This is a genomic window from Paraburkholderia bannensis NBRC 103871 (assembly GCF_000685015.1).
Classification (GTDB): Bacteria; Pseudomonadota; Gammaproteobacteria; order Burkholderiales; family Burkholderiaceae; genus Paraburkholderia; species Paraburkholderia bannensis.
Genome location: NZ_BAYA01000001.1, coordinates 511,571 through 527,102, shown reverse-complemented (window position 1 = coordinate 527,102; position 15,532 = coordinate 511,571). Strand labels below are relative to the sequence as shown.

At 62.0% G+C, this 15,532-nt stretch carries 22 protein-coding genes; 12 read left to right on the top strand and 10 right to left on the bottom strand.

The window, feature by feature from the left end:
• Positions 1-87 precede the first annotated feature (87 nt).
• Positions 88-225, bottom strand: a complete 138-nt coding sequence (locus BBA01S_RS02450) for an entericidin A/B family lipoprotein (RefSeq protein WP_027815039.1) — start codon at positions 223-225, stop codon at positions 88-90.
• A 208-nt stretch (positions 226-433) separates the two neighbouring features.
• Between BBA01S_RS02450 and BBA01S_RS45680 the strand changes: the two genes are divergently transcribed.
• Together BBA01S_RS45680 and BBA01S_RS02440 are read left to right on the top strand one after the other, a co-directional pair.
• Complete coding sequence (locus BBA01S_RS45680; RefSeq protein WP_027815038.1) at positions 434-595, top strand: DUF1328 family protein; 162 nt, start codon at positions 434-436, stop codon at positions 593-595.
• A gap of 58 nt (positions 596-653) precedes the next feature.
• Positions 654-1,196 carry a ferritin-like domain-containing protein gene (locus BBA01S_RS02440; protein ID WP_027815037.1) on the top strand — a complete coding sequence of 181 codons (543 nt, stop codon included), beginning with the start codon at positions 654-656 and terminating at the stop codon, positions 1,194-1,196.
• Between the two features lie 51 nt (positions 1,197-1,247).
• Here the strand turns inward: BBA01S_RS02440 and BBA01S_RS39780 are convergent, their stop codons facing one another.
• From BBA01S_RS39780 to BBA01S_RS39770, 7 genes are all read right to left on the bottom strand, one after another.
• Complete coding sequence (locus tag BBA01S_RS39780) at positions 1,248-2,462, bottom strand: MFS transporter (RefSeq protein WP_042295660.1); 1,215 nt, start codon at positions 2,460-2,462, stop codon at positions 1,248-1,250.
• A 170-nt stretch (positions 2,463-2,632) separates the two neighbouring features.
• Complete coding sequence (locus BBA01S_RS02430) at positions 2,633-3,460, bottom strand: phosphodiesterase (protein WP_027815036.1); 828 nt, start codon at positions 3,458-3,460, stop codon at positions 2,633-2,635.
• Between the two features lie 47 nt (positions 3,461-3,507).
• Entirely contained in the window at positions 3,508-4,548 is a 1,041-nt protein-coding gene (locus BBA01S_RS02425) for an ABC transporter ATP-binding protein (protein ID WP_027815035.1), read from the bottom strand.
• Positions 4,545-5,444, bottom strand: a complete 900-nt coding sequence (locus tag BBA01S_RS39775) for an ABC transporter permease (RefSeq protein ID WP_042295657.1) — start codon at positions 5,442-5,444, stop codon at positions 4,545-4,547. The genes BBA01S_RS02425 and BBA01S_RS39775 overlap by 4 nt, the downstream gene beginning before the upstream one ends.
• A complete protein-coding gene (locus BBA01S_RS02415) occupies positions 5,441-6,265 on the bottom strand; it encodes an ABC transporter permease (protein ID WP_027815034.1) in 825 nt (274 codons plus the stop codon). Before BBA01S_RS02415 ends, BBA01S_RS39775 begins: the two co-directional genes overlap by 4 nt.
• A gap of 50 nt (positions 6,266-6,315) precedes the next feature.
• Positions 6,316-7,347 carry an extracellular solute-binding protein gene (locus BBA01S_RS02410; RefSeq protein WP_156965834.1) on the bottom strand — a complete coding sequence of 344 codons (1,032 nt, stop codon included), beginning with the start codon at positions 7,345-7,347 and terminating at the stop codon, positions 6,316-6,318.
• Positions 7,348-7,453: 106 nt separating this feature from the next.
• Positions 7,454-8,527 (bottom strand): substrate-binding domain-containing protein, encoded by a 1,074-nt coding sequence (locus BBA01S_RS39770; protein WP_042295655.1) that lies wholly within the window; start codon positions 8,525-8,527, stop codon positions 7,454-7,456.
• A gap of 695 nt (positions 8,528-9,222) precedes the next feature.
• Between BBA01S_RS39770 and BBA01S_RS39765 the strand changes: the two genes are divergently transcribed.
• The 4 genes from BBA01S_RS39765 to BBA01S_RS02385 all read left to right on the top strand — a co-directional run bounded on the left by BBA01S_RS39765 (position 9,223) and on the right by BBA01S_RS02385 (position 11,827).
• A complete protein-coding gene (locus BBA01S_RS39765) occupies positions 9,223-10,395 on the top strand; it encodes a tyrosine-type recombinase/integrase (RefSeq protein WP_084161730.1) in 1,173 nt (390 codons plus the stop codon).
• Positions 10,396-10,564: 169 nt separating this feature from the next.
• On the top strand, positions 10,565-10,975 hold the full coding sequence (locus tag BBA01S_RS47465) for a hypothetical protein (RefSeq protein WP_167335993.1): 411 nt from the start codon (positions 10,565-10,567) through the stop codon (positions 10,973-10,975).
• Positions 10,902-11,405, top strand: coding sequence for a helix-turn-helix domain-containing protein (locus BBA01S_RS45670; protein ID WP_167335992.1), 504 nt, complete (start codon positions 10,902-10,904; stop codon positions 11,403-11,405). Before BBA01S_RS47465 ends, BBA01S_RS45670 begins: the two co-directional genes overlap by 74 nt.
• Entirely contained in the window at positions 11,402-11,827 is a 426-nt protein-coding gene (locus tag BBA01S_RS02385) for a DUF6941 family protein (RefSeq protein WP_027815031.1), read from the top strand. Before BBA01S_RS45670 ends, BBA01S_RS02385 begins: the two co-directional genes overlap by 4 nt.
• 298 nt (positions 11,828-12,125) lie before the next feature.
• Here BBA01S_RS02385 and BBA01S_RS02380 read toward each other — a convergent pair whose 3' ends face one another.
• Complete coding sequence (locus BBA01S_RS02380) at positions 12,126-12,359, bottom strand: ECs_2282 family putative zinc-binding protein (RefSeq protein WP_027815030.1); 234 nt, start codon at positions 12,357-12,359, stop codon at positions 12,126-12,128.
• Between the two features lie 109 nt (positions 12,360-12,468).
• Complete coding sequence (locus BBA01S_RS02375; protein ID WP_027815029.1) at positions 12,469-13,038, bottom strand: winged helix-turn-helix domain-containing protein; 570 nt, start codon at positions 13,036-13,038, stop codon at positions 12,469-12,471.
• Between the two features lie 364 nt (positions 13,039-13,402).
• On the opposite strand from BBA01S_RS02375, the gene BBA01S_RS02370 reads away from it, so the two are divergent.
• The 6 genes from BBA01S_RS02370 to BBA01S_RS02345 all read left to right on the top strand — a co-directional run bounded on the left by BBA01S_RS02370 (position 13,403) and on the right by BBA01S_RS02345 (position 15,522).
• Positions 13,403-13,669: a hypothetical protein gene (locus BBA01S_RS02370; protein WP_156965832.1), complete on the top strand. Its 267-nt coding sequence runs from the start codon at positions 13,403-13,405 to the stop codon at positions 13,667-13,669.
• Positions 13,662-13,865 carry a hypothetical protein gene (locus tag BBA01S_RS02365; RefSeq protein ID WP_042295644.1) on the top strand — a complete coding sequence of 68 codons (204 nt, stop codon included), beginning with the start codon at positions 13,662-13,664 and terminating at the stop codon, positions 13,863-13,865. The genes BBA01S_RS02370 and BBA01S_RS02365 overlap by 8 nt, the downstream gene beginning before the upstream one ends.
• On the top strand, positions 13,858-14,190 hold the full coding sequence (locus BBA01S_RS02360) for a hypothetical protein (RefSeq protein ID WP_156965831.1): 333 nt from the start codon (positions 13,858-13,860) through the stop codon (positions 14,188-14,190). The genes BBA01S_RS02365 and BBA01S_RS02360 overlap by 8 nt, the downstream gene beginning before the upstream one ends.
• Positions 14,183-14,392 carry a hypothetical protein gene (locus BBA01S_RS02355; protein WP_156965830.1) on the top strand — a complete coding sequence of 70 codons (210 nt, stop codon included), beginning with the start codon at positions 14,183-14,185 and terminating at the stop codon, positions 14,390-14,392. Before BBA01S_RS02360 ends, BBA01S_RS02355 begins: the two co-directional genes overlap by 8 nt.
• A 245-nt stretch (positions 14,393-14,637) precedes the next feature.
• The gene (locus BBA01S_RS02350; RefSeq protein ID WP_027815024.1) at positions 14,638-15,033 is read left to right on the top strand and encodes a hypothetical protein; all 396 of its coding nucleotides are present in this window, start codon (positions 14,638-14,640) and stop codon (positions 15,031-15,033) included.
• A gap of 78 nt (positions 15,034-15,111) precedes the next feature.
• On the top strand, positions 15,112-15,522 hold the full coding sequence (locus BBA01S_RS02345; RefSeq protein WP_042295641.1) for a hypothetical protein: 411 nt from the start codon (positions 15,112-15,114) through the stop codon (positions 15,520-15,522).
• Positions 15,523-15,532: the final 10 nt, after the last annotated feature.

Below are 15,532 nucleotides of genomic sequence, written 5' to 3'. Positions count from 1 at the left end.
AAAAGCAATTTCACGCCGTGTTTCAAGCACTCCGACGCCGCCCAGGAGGGCGACGCCGGATGCAAAAAACCACGCAGGCCGAGGCGATTACTTCGCTTGCTCAGCCGAGTTCGTGATGGCGTGACCGCCCGCGGACATATCCTGACCGGCGCCCGCAACGGTGTTGCAGGCAGCCAGACCCGCCGCCGACGCGGCAACGAGAAGCAAGGCAATCAGGCGTTTCATAGGGAATTCTCCACGGTATAAGGGAATCCACCCTACAGCACGTGGCGTGCCTGACCTCGGCCGAAGTTTGCCGACATCGTCGGCATCGCCTCGGGATCACCCCTTGCGCATGGCATGACGCAGACGACAGCGCAGTCATATTCGAACTCACGTTCCGAAATCACGCTCGAAAGACGTTCCTGCGCCCCCCCACAAGGAGGAGTACGCCGTGCTTCATTACGCCATTGTGTTTCTCGTGATCGCCCTCATTGCCGCCGTGTTCGGCTTTACCGGGATCGCCGCAGGGGCGGCTGAAATCGCGAAGATCCTTTTTTACCTCTTCCTTGTGGTGTTCGTCGTCACCTTGCTGCTAGGCGTACTGCGCCCGTAGCCGTGCGTGCGCCTCAGCGCTGCACCATGCCCATCCCCACAGTCCGAAGGAGAGTCAGATGTCAAAGTCACACGCTGCGTTTGAGTTCGACCTGAAGCGCGTGCGCGAGGAAGCGCGCCGCCATCTGGATCAGGGTTCCGTCACACCGAGCTACAGCGCGAATCGCGAGACCGTGCTGAAGCTGCTCAACGATTCGCTCGCCACCGAACTGGTTTGCGTGCTGCGTTACAAGCGGCACTATTTCATGGCGAAGGGGATCGAGTCGGAGGCCGTTGCCAGCGAGTTCCTGCAGCACGCCAACGAGGAGCAGCAGCACGCGGACATGCTCGCCGCGCGCATCGTGCAACTGGGCGGCGAGCCCGATTTTGCACCCGAGCATCTGAGCGAACGCTCGCATTCCGAGTACAAGGAAGGGAAGGATCTGCACGACATGATCCGCGAAAACCTCGTCGCCGAGCGCATTGCGATCGAGAGTTATCGCGCGATTATCCAGTACATCGGCGATAACGATACGACCACGCGGCGCATCTTCGAAGAGATCCTCGCCGTGGAAGAAGAGCACGCCGACGACATGACCGACCTGCTCGATTCCGGTCGCTAACGTACGTAAAACCTGACGTACGTTAAACCTGGCGCTCGCGAGCCGCGCAGCTTAGAGCGCCTGCGTGCTCGCGCCGATGCGCTCGCGCGTGGCGAAGTGAATCCACGCCGCGAGCGCGCTGAAGCACAGCCCGGCCACGCACACGCCGATCCAGCCGAACGCGTGCCACGTAGCTGCGCCCACGGCCGAGCCGGTTGCCCCGCCGATGAAGTAGCACACCATGAACACGGTATTCACGCGGCTGCGCGCCTCGGGGCGCAGTGCATAGATGCGCGACTGGTTCGAGATCTGCGCGGCCTGCACGCCCACGTCGAGCACCACCACGCCGATCACGAGGCCAATCAGGCTCTTGCCCGAGAACGCAAAAATCACGAAGGCGAGCGCGATCAGCGCGATCGACAGCGTGATGACCGCACGCGGGCCGCGCTTGTCGGCGGAGCGGCCCGCCCACGGCGCCGCAAGCGCGCCCGCCGCACCGACGATCCCGAACAGTCCTGCGACCTGCGGGCCGAGATGAAACGGCTCGCCCGCAAGCAGCAGCGTGAGCACGGGCCAGAACAGGCTAAAGGCAGCGAACAGGCAGGCGCCGGTCGCCGACGCTTCGCGCAGGCCGCGCAGTTCCACCACCAGATGCCACATCGAGCCAAGCAGCTTGCCGTAGCTGAGCGTCGAGGTCGGCTTGCTCTTCGGCAGTTTCTTCACGATCACGACCGCGAGCGCCAGCAGCGCCACGATCGACGCACCGAACACCGCGCGCCAGCCGAAGTACTGGCCGACGAAGCCTGCCGCCGTACGCGCGAGCAGGATGCCGAGCAGCAGCCCGCTCATCACCGTGCCGACCGCATGGCCGCGCGCTTCGGGCGGTGCGAGTTCGGCGGAGAACGGCACGGCCTGCTGCGCGATGGTCGACAGAATGCCGATGGCGAGACTCGCGCCGATCAACACCGGCAGCGAGGGCGCGAACGTGGCGGCCAGCAGCGCGATGCACAGCAGGCCGATCTGCATAAGGATGATGCGGCGGCGATCGAAGCGGTCGCCCAGCGGCGCGAGCAGCAGCATGCCCGCGGCGTAGCCGAGCTGGGTCGAGGCGGGCACCGCGCCGATCCATGCCGCGCCGTCCGGGAAGGCCTTGCGGAAATCGTCGAGCAGCGGCTGGTTGTAGTAGATGTTCGCGACCGAGATGCCCGCGATGGTCGCGAGCAGAAGCAGCAGGCCGCGCAGCGACTGGCTCTCGCCAGTGGGTGCGTGTTCGGGTGTGGTGGACATGGGCACGAGGGCACGAGTGCGGGCGAGGCCCGCCGCAGACGGAAAACGGGCCCGGGCAAGGCCAAAGCCAGGCCGGGCGTGCCGATCATACCGGAGCGCGTGCGATCGTGCTGGCGGTGCTCCGGGCCGGGCCGCAACGGGCCGCCGTGCAGCCGTACCGAAGTATCGCTTCAGGGGATCAATTCGCCCGACGGCTCGTGGAACGGGTAGGGGCCGTCGGCGTCGTCGACATAGGCGTGATGGGTCACGATCCCGCGCGTCGCGTCGTAGCGATGCAGCGCGAACGCCGGCGGCTCCAGCGTGAAGGTGGAAGGCGCATCGGGCGCGAGGTCGAGCGTGACCTGGTGCGCGGGCGCGGGCACCGCGCTCGCAATGGTGCCGCCGAAGCGCACGAAGATTGGACGGTGCACGTGGCCGCAGAGCACGCGCTCGACGTTCGGATGCTGGGCAATCAGCGTCTCAAGCGCGCGTGCGGCGGTGTCGTCCAGACGGATCGCATCCATATGGCCGATGCCGCAATCGAAGGGCGGGTGATGCAGCGCGACGATCACAGGCTTGCCGCGCGCCGCGTCGAGTTGCTGCGCGAGCCAGTCAAGACGCGCGGCGCATAGCGTGCCGCCGCTCTGGCCCGGCGTCATCGAATCGAGCGCGATCACGCGCAGCGGCCCGAGATCGGCGGCGTACTGGATGAAGTCGCCGCCCGTATGGAGTTCGGCGCGCTCGGGGAACACTTCGCGCAAGCCATCGCGGCCATCGTGATTGCCGACCAGCAGCCAGTAGGGAATTTCGAGCGGCGCGAGCAGGGACTTGAGGTGGCGATATTCGTCGGCGTGGCCGCGATCGACCAGGTCGCCGGTCACGAGCACGGCGTCGGGACGCGGCGACAGCGCATTGAGCCGCGCGACGGTGCGCGCGAGCCGCGCGGCCGTATCGACGCGCCGATAGGCGAGCGCGCCCGGTTCCTTGATGTGCAGATCGCTGATTTGCGCGAGCAACATGGGTGGCCTCGATGGAAAAAGCTCGTTGAACGAGTCGATTGTAAGAATTACGCGAGCGCGATGAGCGCCTCTGGCGCGATGGCAATGCCCACCTGCGTGCCGCGCGCCAGCTCGATGCGGCCCGCGACATCGACAAAGAGCGCATCGGGCGCCGCGCCGCCGATGGTGAGCCGCGTGCGCTCGCCGAGGAAGGTCGATTGTTCGATGACGCCGCGCAGCGCAGCGTGCGCCGGATCGGCGAGGCTGGCGTCCTCGGGGCGGAAGAAGAGTTCAGGCGAACCCGTGGACACGGGCGCGGGGACGCTCAGCTTGCCGCCCGTCGTGACGAGCGCGCCGTCGCGCCATTGTCCTGCGACGCGGTTGAGCGTGCCGACAAACTGCGCGACCGCCCGGCTCGCGGGCCGGTAGTAGATCTCGCGCGGGGTGCCGATCTGCTCGATGCGCCCCGCGCTCATGACGACGACGCGATCGCCCAGCTCCATCGCCTCGGCCTGATCGTGCGTGACGTACACGGTCGTCACACCCAGCTCGCGCAGCAGTGCGTTCATCTCGCCGCGCAACGTATCGCGCAGGCGCGCATCAAGGGCCGTGAGCGGCTCGTCGAGCAGCAGCACGCGCGGACGCGGCGCCAGCGCCCGCGCGAGCGCCACGCGCTGGCGCTGGCCGCCCGAAAGCTGGCCGATGGGTTTATCGGCGTGATCTTGCAGACGCATCATCGCGAGCAGTTCGTCCACGCGCTCGCGCGCGGCGGCGGCGCCCACGCGTGCAATCTTCAGACCGTAGCCGATATTGCCGCGCACATTGAGGTTCGGGAACAGCGCGTAGTTCTGGAATACCATGCCGACCTTGCGACGCTCGATGGGCAGGGCGGTGACATCGTCGTCGCCAAAGCGCACCTGGCCGCCCGCGTCGGGCGTCTCAAGGCCTGCGATCAGGCGCAGCGTCGTGGTCTTGCCGCAGCCGGACGGCCCGAGCAGCACCAGTGTTTCGCCCGCGCCGATCGACAGGTCGAGCGGCTCCAGTACGCGCGTGCCGCGAAAGGTCTTGCCGCACTGCGTGAGCGTGATCGGCATTGAATCGAGTTTCATTGGGAGTCCGGATGAGTGCGCTCAGGAGCGATGAAGCTGGGCGTCTTGCGGCCCGGCGTCTGCGCGCCGAGCCATTGCATCGCCACGAGCAGCGGCATGGTCATCACGAAGAAGAGGATCGTGTATGCGCTGCCGATTTCAATGCGCATCGAGGCATAGGTATCGGCGAGACCGACGGGCAGCGTTTTCGTATCGGGCGTGTGCAGCATCCAGGTGAGGTTGAATTCACCGATCGAGAGCGTGAGCACCGCGAGCGCGCCCGCCAGGATGCCAGGCCGCGCGTTGGGCAGCACGATCGTGAAAAAGCGCTGCACGAAACTGGCGCCAAGGCTCGCTGCGCCTTCCTCCAGCGTGCGCAGATCCGCGGCGGCGCAGACCGCCGAGACGGGCCGCACCATGAACGGCAGCGTGAAGATCACATGGCCGACGACGATAAACGCAGCGCTCATGCGGAACGTGGAAAAACCGCCATAGACCACCAGCAGCGCGAGCGCGGACGCGAGTCCGGGGAGCGCGACCGGCATCACGATCAGCTCTTCGATCAAACGCGAGAGGCGCGTGCGGCTGCGCGCCAGCGCATAGCCCGCGGGTACGCCCACCAACAGCGTGACGACGAGCGTCGCGGCGGCGACTTCCAGCGAGAGGAACACCGAGTCGTGATACTGCGTCCAGACTTCATCGAGCCAGCGCAGCGTGAGGCCGCTTGCGACGCCGCGAAAGTAATTCACGGTCAGGCCCGCGACAATCGACATCACGACGGGCACAACCAGGAACGCGCAGGTGGCGAGCGTGACCAACCATTGCAGCGCCGCGAGCCAGGCGCGCGTGGACGGGAGCGCGAAGCGCCGTCGCGCGTTGGCAGCGTGCGGCGCTTTAGTGGTGAGCAGCGTATTCATGCCGTCGCCGCGACGGACGCGCCCGTGAGGCTGCGCGCGAGCGTCAGCACGGCCCACGTCACGACGCCCAGCACGATCGACAGGCCGGCGGCCGTGACCATGTTGGCGTTGAGCGTGAATTCGGTGTAGATCGTCATGGGCAGCACGTCGATATCGGTGGCGAGCGTGAAGGCCGTGCCGAACGCGCCCATCGCGGTCGCGAAGCACACGGCGCCGGCGGCGATCAGCCCCGGTGTCAGCGCGGGCAGGATCACGTCGCGCGTGACGCGCCACGGCGATGCGCCGAGCGAGCGCGCGGCTTCTTCGAGCGAAGCGTCGAGCTGGCTCGCGCTGGCCATCACCGTGACGATGACGCGCGGAATCGAGAAGTACAGGTAACCCACGAACAGGCCCGCCATCGAATAGGCGAACACCCAGCGCTCGCCTGCCAGGCGCAGCGCGAGCGCGCCGATCAATCCCTGGCGGCCCGCGAGCATGATGACCATGAAGCCCACCACCACGCCCGGAAACGCGAGCGGAAACGTCAGCAGGGCCACGAGCACACGGCGCGCGGGGAATTCGCGGCGCGCGAGCAGCAGCCCGCAGATCGTGGAGAGGACGAGCGTCGCGACCGTCACCGCCGCCGAGAGCAGCACGGTTTCAAACAGGCTCGTCATGTAGCGGCCATTCGTCAGGAGTGCACGATAAGTCGCGAGCAGGTGGCCGTCGGCGCTGACCTGGACGAGCGCCACCATCGGCAGCAGCCAGAAGGCGAGGAACACCGCGAGCGCGGGCGCGACGAGCGCCACGCGCCAGCGCAACGGGAAGGTGAGGTCGTGCATGAACGATGAAGGTGGATAAGCGAAAACGTGCTTTAGGCGTGCATTAGGCGTCAGTGCATGATCTGCAGATAGCGCTCGCCGAAGCTCTGCTGCTGGCCCGCCATCTTCGCGAAGTCGACCGGCTTGGCGCGCGCGTAGTCGCTCGCGGGCAGGAACTTCGCGGCGGCCTCGGGCGACAGGGCGCTTGCGCGCACCGGGCGCAGATAAGCGTTCGCCCAGAGCTTCTGGCCTTGATCCGAGAGCACGAAATCCAGCACTTTCTTGCCGTTCTGCGCGTGCGGCGCGTTCTTCACGAGGCTCATCACGTAGGGCACGGAAATCGTGCCTTCAGTGGGAATCACGAATTCGACGTTGGCGTGATCCTTGTACTTCGCGCGATAGGCGTCGAAGTCGTAGTCGAGCAGGATCGGAATCTCGCCCGACAGCACGCGCGCATAGGCGGTCTGCTTCGGCACGATCGGCTGGTTTGCCTTGAGCTTGCTGAACCACGTGAGGCCAGGCTGGAAGTTATCGAGCGTGCCGCCGAGCGCGAGATTCACCGCCACTGCGCCCGCATAGCCGACGAAGGCGCTCGACGGATCGAGGTAGCCGATCATGCCTTTGTATTCGGGCTTGAGCAGGTCGGCCCAGGAGCGCGGCACCGGCTTGCCGTCGAGCGCGTCCTTGTTGACGAAAAAGCCAAGCGTGCCCGAGTGGATCGCGAACCAGTAGCCCTGCGGATCCTTGAGATTCGCGGGGATGTCGTCCCAATGCGCGGGCTTGTACGGAGCGATCACGCCCTTGTCCTTCGCCTGGAACGCGGACGAGACGCCCAGGTACACGACATCGGCGACCGGGCTTTTTTGTTCGGCCATGAGCTGAGCGATCGACTGGCCCGAGTTCTTGTTGTCGAACGGCACGCGAATACCGGTCTGACGCTGGATCGCCTGGATCTGGCTTGCCCAGTCGGCCCATTCGGGCGGGCAGTTGTAGCAGATGGCGGTTTCATCGGCATGAGCGGGCGTCGAGGCGGCGAAGCTGGCCGCGAGCGCGCACACGAGGCTGAGCGCCGTGCTGGCGGCGAGGGCGAAGCGGCGTATCACGTCGGGTCTCCTGGTCGGATGCGGTGCGATGTGCAGGGGTGTGACGGGCCGCGCGCGGGTGCGCCTGTTCGTGCGTGGCCGGTTGATTCGATGGGGAATGGGGCGCCTAGATGAGTGCGTCGCCCTGGGTGACGCCGCGTCCGGCCACGCTGCTCACGCGCGCTGCACCGCCCCCCGCCGCGATGGCCGCGATCGTGCCGCCTTCGCGCAGCGTGTGCGGCAGCGTGAGATCGAGCGTCGGGCCCACGTATTCCCCGCTGATGCGCGCCATCAGGCGCTGCCAGGCGGCGCGGCCGATCTCGCCGTTGGGCGTGCCGATGCTCGCGAGCGGCGGGGCCAGCAGTTCGCTCATCGCGAGACCGTCGAAGCCGAGGATCGACATGTCCTGGGGAACGCGCAGGCGAGCGCGGCGCAGGCCGCGCATGACCACCATCGCGAGCAGGTCGTTGCTGCAAAAGAGCGCGGTGGGGCGCGCGGGGCCGTTGCTCAGGTGTGCGAGGACGGACGGCGCGAGGGCTTCGGCGTTGAAATCGATTTCCAGTGCGGGGGCGGGCGTGAGCCCGGCTTGCTCCATCGCGTGGGCGTAACCCGCGTAGCGCTGGCGCGCGCGGTCGGACGCGGCGAGCGTGCCGGCGAGCATCAGGATGCGCCGGTGGCCATGCGCGATCAGCATGCGCACGCCGTCGCAGGCGGCCTGGTGATTGTCGACCGACACCGAGGGGCGGCGCGTCGTGTCGTTGTGCATCAGCACGTAGAGCGGGCCGTCGGCGTCGAGTTCGTCGAGCAGCGGGTGGGTGTCCGCATCGGCCACGGTCAGGATCAGGCCTTCTACCCGTTGCGCACGCAACGTTTCGATGGCGTGGCGCTCGCGCTGGGCGTCGTACTGCGTCGTCATCAGCATGAGGCGAAAACCCTGCGCCGAGGCAAGTTCGTCGATGCCTTGCAGGCACTCCGCGAATACGGGGTTGGCCAGGGTCGGCAGCACGACGCCGATCAGGCGCGTGCGCTCGCCGCGCAACTGGCGGCCGATCGGGCTGGGGCGGAACTTCAGCGCGTCGATCGCTTCGCGCACCTTGGCGAGCGTGACGGGATTGACCGTATGCGGTGCGTTGATTGCCCGCGAAACGGTGGCAATCGAAAAACCGGCGTGTGCGGCGACATCCTTGATGGTTGGCGTCATGCGGGCGGCCCGAGCGTTGTAAACGTTTTCGATGCGGCCGATTATGGAAAGCGCATGTGACCGGGCGATGACGCGATGGGCCTCGCGCGCTTTGGAGGGGCCGGGAGGCAGTGGTAGAATGCCGTCCGCCCTGCCGGCGTGATGAAATTGGTAAACATAGCGGACTTAAACACAGATTGAGTGCCCAGCTGGAAACGGCTGGTGCAGAACCCCTCAAATTCGGCGAAACCCCTGGCACCAGGCGACGCGAAAGCGCGCAGTGCCGAGGCGACGCCGAGCCAAGCCCGTTGGCGCGCAAGCGTCGGCGCGGAAGGTGTAGAGACTAGACGGGGGGCGCCTAAGGTTTGGATGGCCCGCGCGGCTGCAATGCGCGCGATGGTTGTCAGGCTAGGGTGAAGGCATAGTCCAGCGCACGAACGCCGCTTGGGGTTTTGACTCACAAGCGCGCGGCGTCTAAAGACGTAGTGTGACGAAAATCCGCCGCCTCACGGCTTACCGGTTCGATTCCGGTCGCCGGCACCACAGGGCCTCCCAACGTTGCCCAGGATCTACCAAAAATCCTGTGCAGTCAAGGGATTACGGGAATATTGTTCCCACGCATTGCCAGCATTTCCCGTTGACTGCTAGCGAAAACGGGGGCATCTTAGGGGGCAATTCCCCCTGTTTTTGGGTGGCTTGATGCCCCCATCAGAACTATGCCCCTTACTGATGTCGCTGCCCGTCAGGCAAAGCCACGAGAAAAGTCGTACAAATTGACGGATGGCCACGGCATGTACCTTGAGGTCATGCCGAACGGTTCAAAATACTGGCGCCTGAAGTACCGCTTCGACGGAAAAGAGAAGCGGATGGCTCTCGGCGTCTACCCAGCGGTCTCATTGCTTGCTGCGCGCAAAGCGCGTGATGTTGCGAAAGAGCAACTTCGGTCTGGGAAAGATCCATCTGCGGAAAAGAAGCGCTTGGCGGGCGAGAGCGAGCCGGTAGGCGAGCTCGTTAAGCCGCGCACCGTCGCTGACGCATTTGACGAATACGTTAGAAAGGTCTCTCCTCGCAAGACTAGCGGTCGAGCAGAGGGGTTACGCCTGGAGAGATTTAAGGCCGATTTTCCTGATCTAGCGTCTATGCCCTTGGCGGATTTCAAGACGCCTCAACTCGCCGAATGGCGCGATGCCCGGCTTGCTGGCTACATTAGACCAGACGGATCCGCGGCACTGCCGGTATCGTCTTCGTCGGTCAATCGCGAAGTAAATCTGATCCGAAACGTCTTCACAGTTGCCCGTGAAGAATGGCACTGGATGGAGCATAACCCCTTCAAAGGTCTTCGTTTGCCGCCGGAGGGCGCTCCCCGTACCCGGCGGGTAGATCCTTGGAAAGAGGTTCGGCCGCTTGTGCGTCGTCTGGGCTATCGAACTGGCCATGCACCGCAGACGAAGAGCCAAGAAGTTGCATTGGCGTTCCTTATCGCATTGCGAAGCGCTATGCGAGCTGGCGAGATCTTGTCGCTAGGGAAGGGCAACGTCGACCTGAAAAGGCGTATTGCTACGATTAAGCACAAGATGCAGTATTTGACCGGGCGACCGAGAGAGGTGCCATTGACCCGCGGTGCTATTCGCCTGCTAAGGCCGATCGCCGATCGCGACCAATGTTTCACTGTGACATCGGACTCACTCGCTGCGCTGTTCATCAAGGCCAAGAGATCTCTTCAGATCGATGGCCTCCATTTTCACGATAGTCGAGCTGAGGCGCTCACCCGGCTTGCGAGGAAGGTCGATGTTATGACCCTTGCCAAGATCAGCGGACACAAAGATCTCCGAATTCTGCAGGAGCACTATTATCGGGAGACGTCTGAGCAAATTGCGGCACGGCTTTGATGTAAGATTTATAGGGTTCAATCTGACATTCATGGCGTGCACGTCGACAACGTGCCGTTGGGTCAGGGCGCGTCCCGAATGTGAGGTGCTAGACAACCTTCACGCTATGTGTAGCAAAGCACCACGCTTTGTGTTAGCCTCCGCGCAAGCCGATAACTAACCAGTTATAATGAGCAAATTCCTCATCGAAAGTAGTGCGGATGACGACATCGATGAGATCTTCGGTGTAGACGAGGATGCGGCAGCCATGATCCTTGCTGTCCTCGAAGCAATTTCTGACAACGAGCAGCTTCAACAAAGGTTGTTCCGTCATGGTCATCGCAATGTTGCTAACCCTACATTTGACGTCAGCGAAGTTAGTAGTCTCTTCAATCACGACTACGTCGTACTTCGCCTGAAAATCTGGAGCGAGGGCGGAGTCCTCATCCCTTACCGAGCACTGTATGCATATGACGGTCGAACGGAGACCTATCATGTCCTTGGCGTCCTCCACAGATCAATCGCTTATGACCTCGATCACCCAAGAGTCAAGCGATTGCTTGCCGAGTATGAAAGTCTTGGGATTTTCCCCTTCAACTGAAGATGCGACAGCCACCAAGACAGAAGGGTGGATCATTGTGGCCATTCCGGTGACGATGCACTCTCATAGCCCAGCGCTCCAGCAGGCCTCGCATGGCGCAAAAGCGATCTCTGACGTTGTCGGGCGCCATGAAAAGGTTGCGTCCCGGAAGGCTGCGATCGAGCGCGCTCGCATGAGCTTGGCTAGGAGGATTGCCGCGGTGGAAGGAGCGGAGTCGTTGACAAGTATGAGGCTTGCACGTGGCTTATCCCAGGCAGCGCTTGCGGAGAGAGTTGGAACCCAACAGCCATATATCGCGAGGCTCGAAAAAGGTGAGATCCCCAATCTTTCTGCACCGGTAATCAAGAAGCTCCGAGATGCCTTAGGGGTATCTGCGGATCAGATTATTGATGCGCTGACAAAAGCGACATCCTCAGATTCGACCGAATGATGGAAGAAATCACCCTTCTGGAAAGGTCCCTGTCGGCACTCTTCTGTGACGACGTCCGGCATGAGGTAGGCGGGAAGATAACGTTGGTGGGCGTCTACCAAAACGTTGCCCTTTTCCCGACATTCCCCGCTCGCGTAAGCAAGCTTGCCATCTTTGTCACTTGCCATGCGCCGAAAACAAGGCCGTTCAGGTCCGTCAAGATCAAAATATACCGGGACTCTGAATTCCAATCGGAGTCGGAATTTGTTCCTCCCGATGGCGCATGGCAAGCGCCGGGGAATTCTGTGACTATTGCGACCACTTTCATCGCAGAAAGCCTTGATATCGATAAGGAAACGGTATTTAGAATCCGCGCCGTATTCGATGACGGTGAGGTGATAGGATGCCCGGCACTCACATTGAGATCTGCTCAAACAGTGTAATAGTGGGGCGCCGTAAGCTGGCGCTACAGGCTAGGGCGCAAGACTTACGTAACGACTAGATTTGCTACATGCGTTTCTGGAGGCGCATCTTGTGCGACCAATCGGGAAGACTCCGCCACCAGTTGTGAAGCCGACACGGAAATCGTCCGAAGGGGGCGTTTCGCGGAACGATACCCCCTCACCGCTGTAGCAATTTCTTCGCGAGATGAGAGCGGGTGCGGATCACAACCGAAAGCACTAGTCGCCTCGCCTGTTCGGCGGCGGGAGGATGTTGGAGCCGGCAGTAGTCCAAGCCAAGTTAGTTCCTCAGGGCCTTCCGGATGGCGTCGCCAACCAGATTCGTGAACACTTCGCCGATCTTCCCAACCTGATCCTCAATTTCGTCACGGCTGACGATGCGACCGCAGGCGGCGCAGGTGGCTCCGGCAAGTGCAGCAGGCGGTACGTCGCCGTCTGCCCCGTCCTTGATGAACTGATCGCCGCCGCAGTCAGGGCAGCGGATATTCACTGAGCCGATGTTGTGAGTTGTCATAGTTCGTCCCTTTCCGTGTGGTTGCGGTAGCAATAAATTAGCATGGAACAACTGTAACGCGATGCTTTGGAATGAGCCAATGCCGGCGCCCCGTTCGCCGGCGTATCCATCAAGTCATGCTTGCGAAGAAGCTTGCCGCAGCGCGCTTCACAAGATAATTCTGTAGTGTGGTCGCCTCAATACCTGAAAGCGAAAGTTCTATCTGCCCTCCGCGCATGAGGATGAGGCTACCGTCGTTGGCGACCGCGCACGAGAACCCACCGTCTGATCCAGCGTTTGATGATTTGCTTGCGGACGCAGGGTTAGGCGCACTCTTGCGCCTTGGCGCTTCGCCGGGGATATCGAACACACTGTTGCGCGCAGATGCTGCCTTCGTAATCGGTGGCGCGTCGCGCGCCTCGATGGTGCGCTGTTGGATGCGCTCGGCAGCATCAGGCGGCAGTTGCTCAAACAGGTAGTAGGCGTTCTGATTTCTACCATTGTGAAGCACTCTCTCCGGCACGATCCGGTTGCTGCGTATCGCTTTCCATAGCGCGTTCGACACCTCGGTCGGCTCCTTCAGGCCCAGTTTCTCTGCGATCTCAGCTGATGTGATGCCAGGGTGTTGCTTGATCAGTTCTAACATTGCGGCGCGTTTCGTTTGTTGCCTTGGTGCTGGTTTCACTTCTTTGTTCTCCATTCGATATGGCCCATCGTCACCGTGACGCAGGCTGATCTCAGGATAGTTGCTTCTAGCATCGGCTCAAGCGTTTACAATTTGGCGCTTGACGCCGATATGTTGGCGGAATAGGATTTACTCGTCGCTGAGACAACAGCGGCCGGGTTTGGCGACCCGATGTTTCTAGGCGGACGAACCGCCTCAAGGCGGTATTTTTTCGTCCGTAGTATCATCGCACGTACCCAGTTTATGGGTGGGCCATGATAGGGATGCGCTCGCGCGCATGCCGGTTTCCTAGAACGCCGGTTCGCCAACCCTGTCATGTGCCTGCCCACCTCATTTGGCGATGAGTGGCAGGCTCTAACTTGTTCTAGGAGTCCTGATCATGGCTTCAAATGCATCCGCTCGTTCTGAGCAAAAGCGTTCCCCTCATCGATTTCCATTGTTTTCCTGCGCTGGAAGGCGCGCCGCCGAAATCTGGCTGCTCAGCGCGACGATGAGCGCCGGCAGCCTGCGTGATCTTCACTTCCGCAACCTTATCTCCGGGGTCGATCCGATGCCCGGTGACGTCCTGCGCCGCGAAGCGTTCAATGACGCATTCGCACACCGCATTGCTGAGGCTATCGTGCATGCGGAGGTCGATCGTGACTAATCGCGCTGACCAATTCAACCAAGCCCGCTGCGACGCATGGACGGTCTACAACCTCATTGCAGTGCTACATGCGGCGCTGCCCGACGACTCGCTAGACGCCCTGCCAGTGCGTTGCATGCTGAGTCACATCATGGATCTGGCGAAGGACATCCCGGATGCGATTGAGCAGCTTGAACGGGAGGTGGATCGTGGCTAAGAAACCTCTTGCGATGCTCGCGGAAATCCCGTTGGAGCAAACTAAAGAAGTCAAGGAAGCTGGCGAGGCTCCTGCAGCTCTGCCCCTCGACGAATCGTTCTTCGTGGTCGACCAACAACGGATTTTTTACGGGCCGGCAATGACCATCGGGCAGGCGAGGGAGAAAGTCGCTCGAAAAAACAAGCCTGGCGTCGAAATCGTACCTGCATGGCTTGCAATCGACACGATCGCACGTCTTGTGGGGGCCTCACTCACGCGTGTCGAAATCGCGTCTTTGCTCGATCTGATCATTGAGGATTCCTCAGAGGAGGTGGATCGTGGCTAAGCGTATGCTTTCGGGCATCCAACAATGGATTCCGTTCGCCATGACCGCAGGTCGCGAGTCCGAGGACATGCAAGCAGGAAAGACCTATTACGGCGAGCCGCTTTCCGAAGAGACTCAAGCTTGGGCCGAAGCTCGGCGCATGTGCGATTACTTTGGCGGAATTGGCTTCGGCGTCAAACAGATCAACTTTGCGGAGATTTAAAATGCCCCCAATCGGGGGTATTTCATCAAGACGCAGCGCGGGCAGGGCGGCGGCACTTGGCTGCACCCCGACCTGGCCGTTTAGTTTGCTCGCTGGCTTGATGTCCGGTTCGCAAATTGATGCTATAGGCAGATCCGCGGGCCTATCACTGGCGCACATCTGTCTCGTGACCGCACAAGGAGTCCAACAAGGAGCGCAAAAGGATTCCCAAGCGCCTGGATTCGTAACTTCTATGAGGTATTAACGTGGACTACCAGCGTAACGCATTCATCATCCGTCGTGGATCCTCGAGTTCGACTGACCGGAATGAAGAACTCGCGACTGCGGCGTTTGAGCGGCGCCTTATTGTATATTTGGACGAGTGGTCTAATCGCCGAACCTTGGAGGCTCGCGTATATGGTGCGACGCAAGGAGAGCGGCCAGTTCTGATTGGATTTCAGTTAGATGCGGGCTATGGGGTCGCGCCTGAGCAGATCTGGAAGGTTATCGACGACCTGGATCGTGTCCTCGTGCAGCAAGAAACATACGAATTCTGCGAGCGCACGCTGCCGGCACAATACACAAGTCAGGTGCTGAAGTTCCACGCCGTATCGCCAGACACCGATTTGGATATGTCGAAGCACGAAGAGGCCGGAGACTAGGGCCAACGTCCTTACGTTGATCGTTTTGTTACTTTTGGAGAGGCGATGCCGAAGTCGAGTAAGGTACGGAAAAAATCGATGCCCACGTTCACCCGCATGTGGATTGAACGATTCCCATATGAGGCGCTGGCGTCTCGTGACCAACGTCCGGAGATCGCAGACCGCGACCTGAAGGGATCTTTGCCTGATGGGTGTGTGGTGGCGTATGTCGACGAGATCGATAGAACCCACATTATGGAGGCGCGGGCGTACGGGCCGACAACCGGTAATCGGAAGTTGTTGATTGGCTATCAGTTTGCCGGCGCACTTGTGCCTGAGCCGACTTGGAAGGCGGTCGAGCGGTACGACCGCGTTTTCGTCATTGCCCGCGACATTGAGTTCCCGCACAGGACGATTCCGGCCCAGTTTGCTAACCAGTTCACTGGGGTTCCAGTTGTAGCCCCTGAGACCGGCCTCGATCTGACCACGCACGAAGGGGAAGGATATTGAAGTATGAACG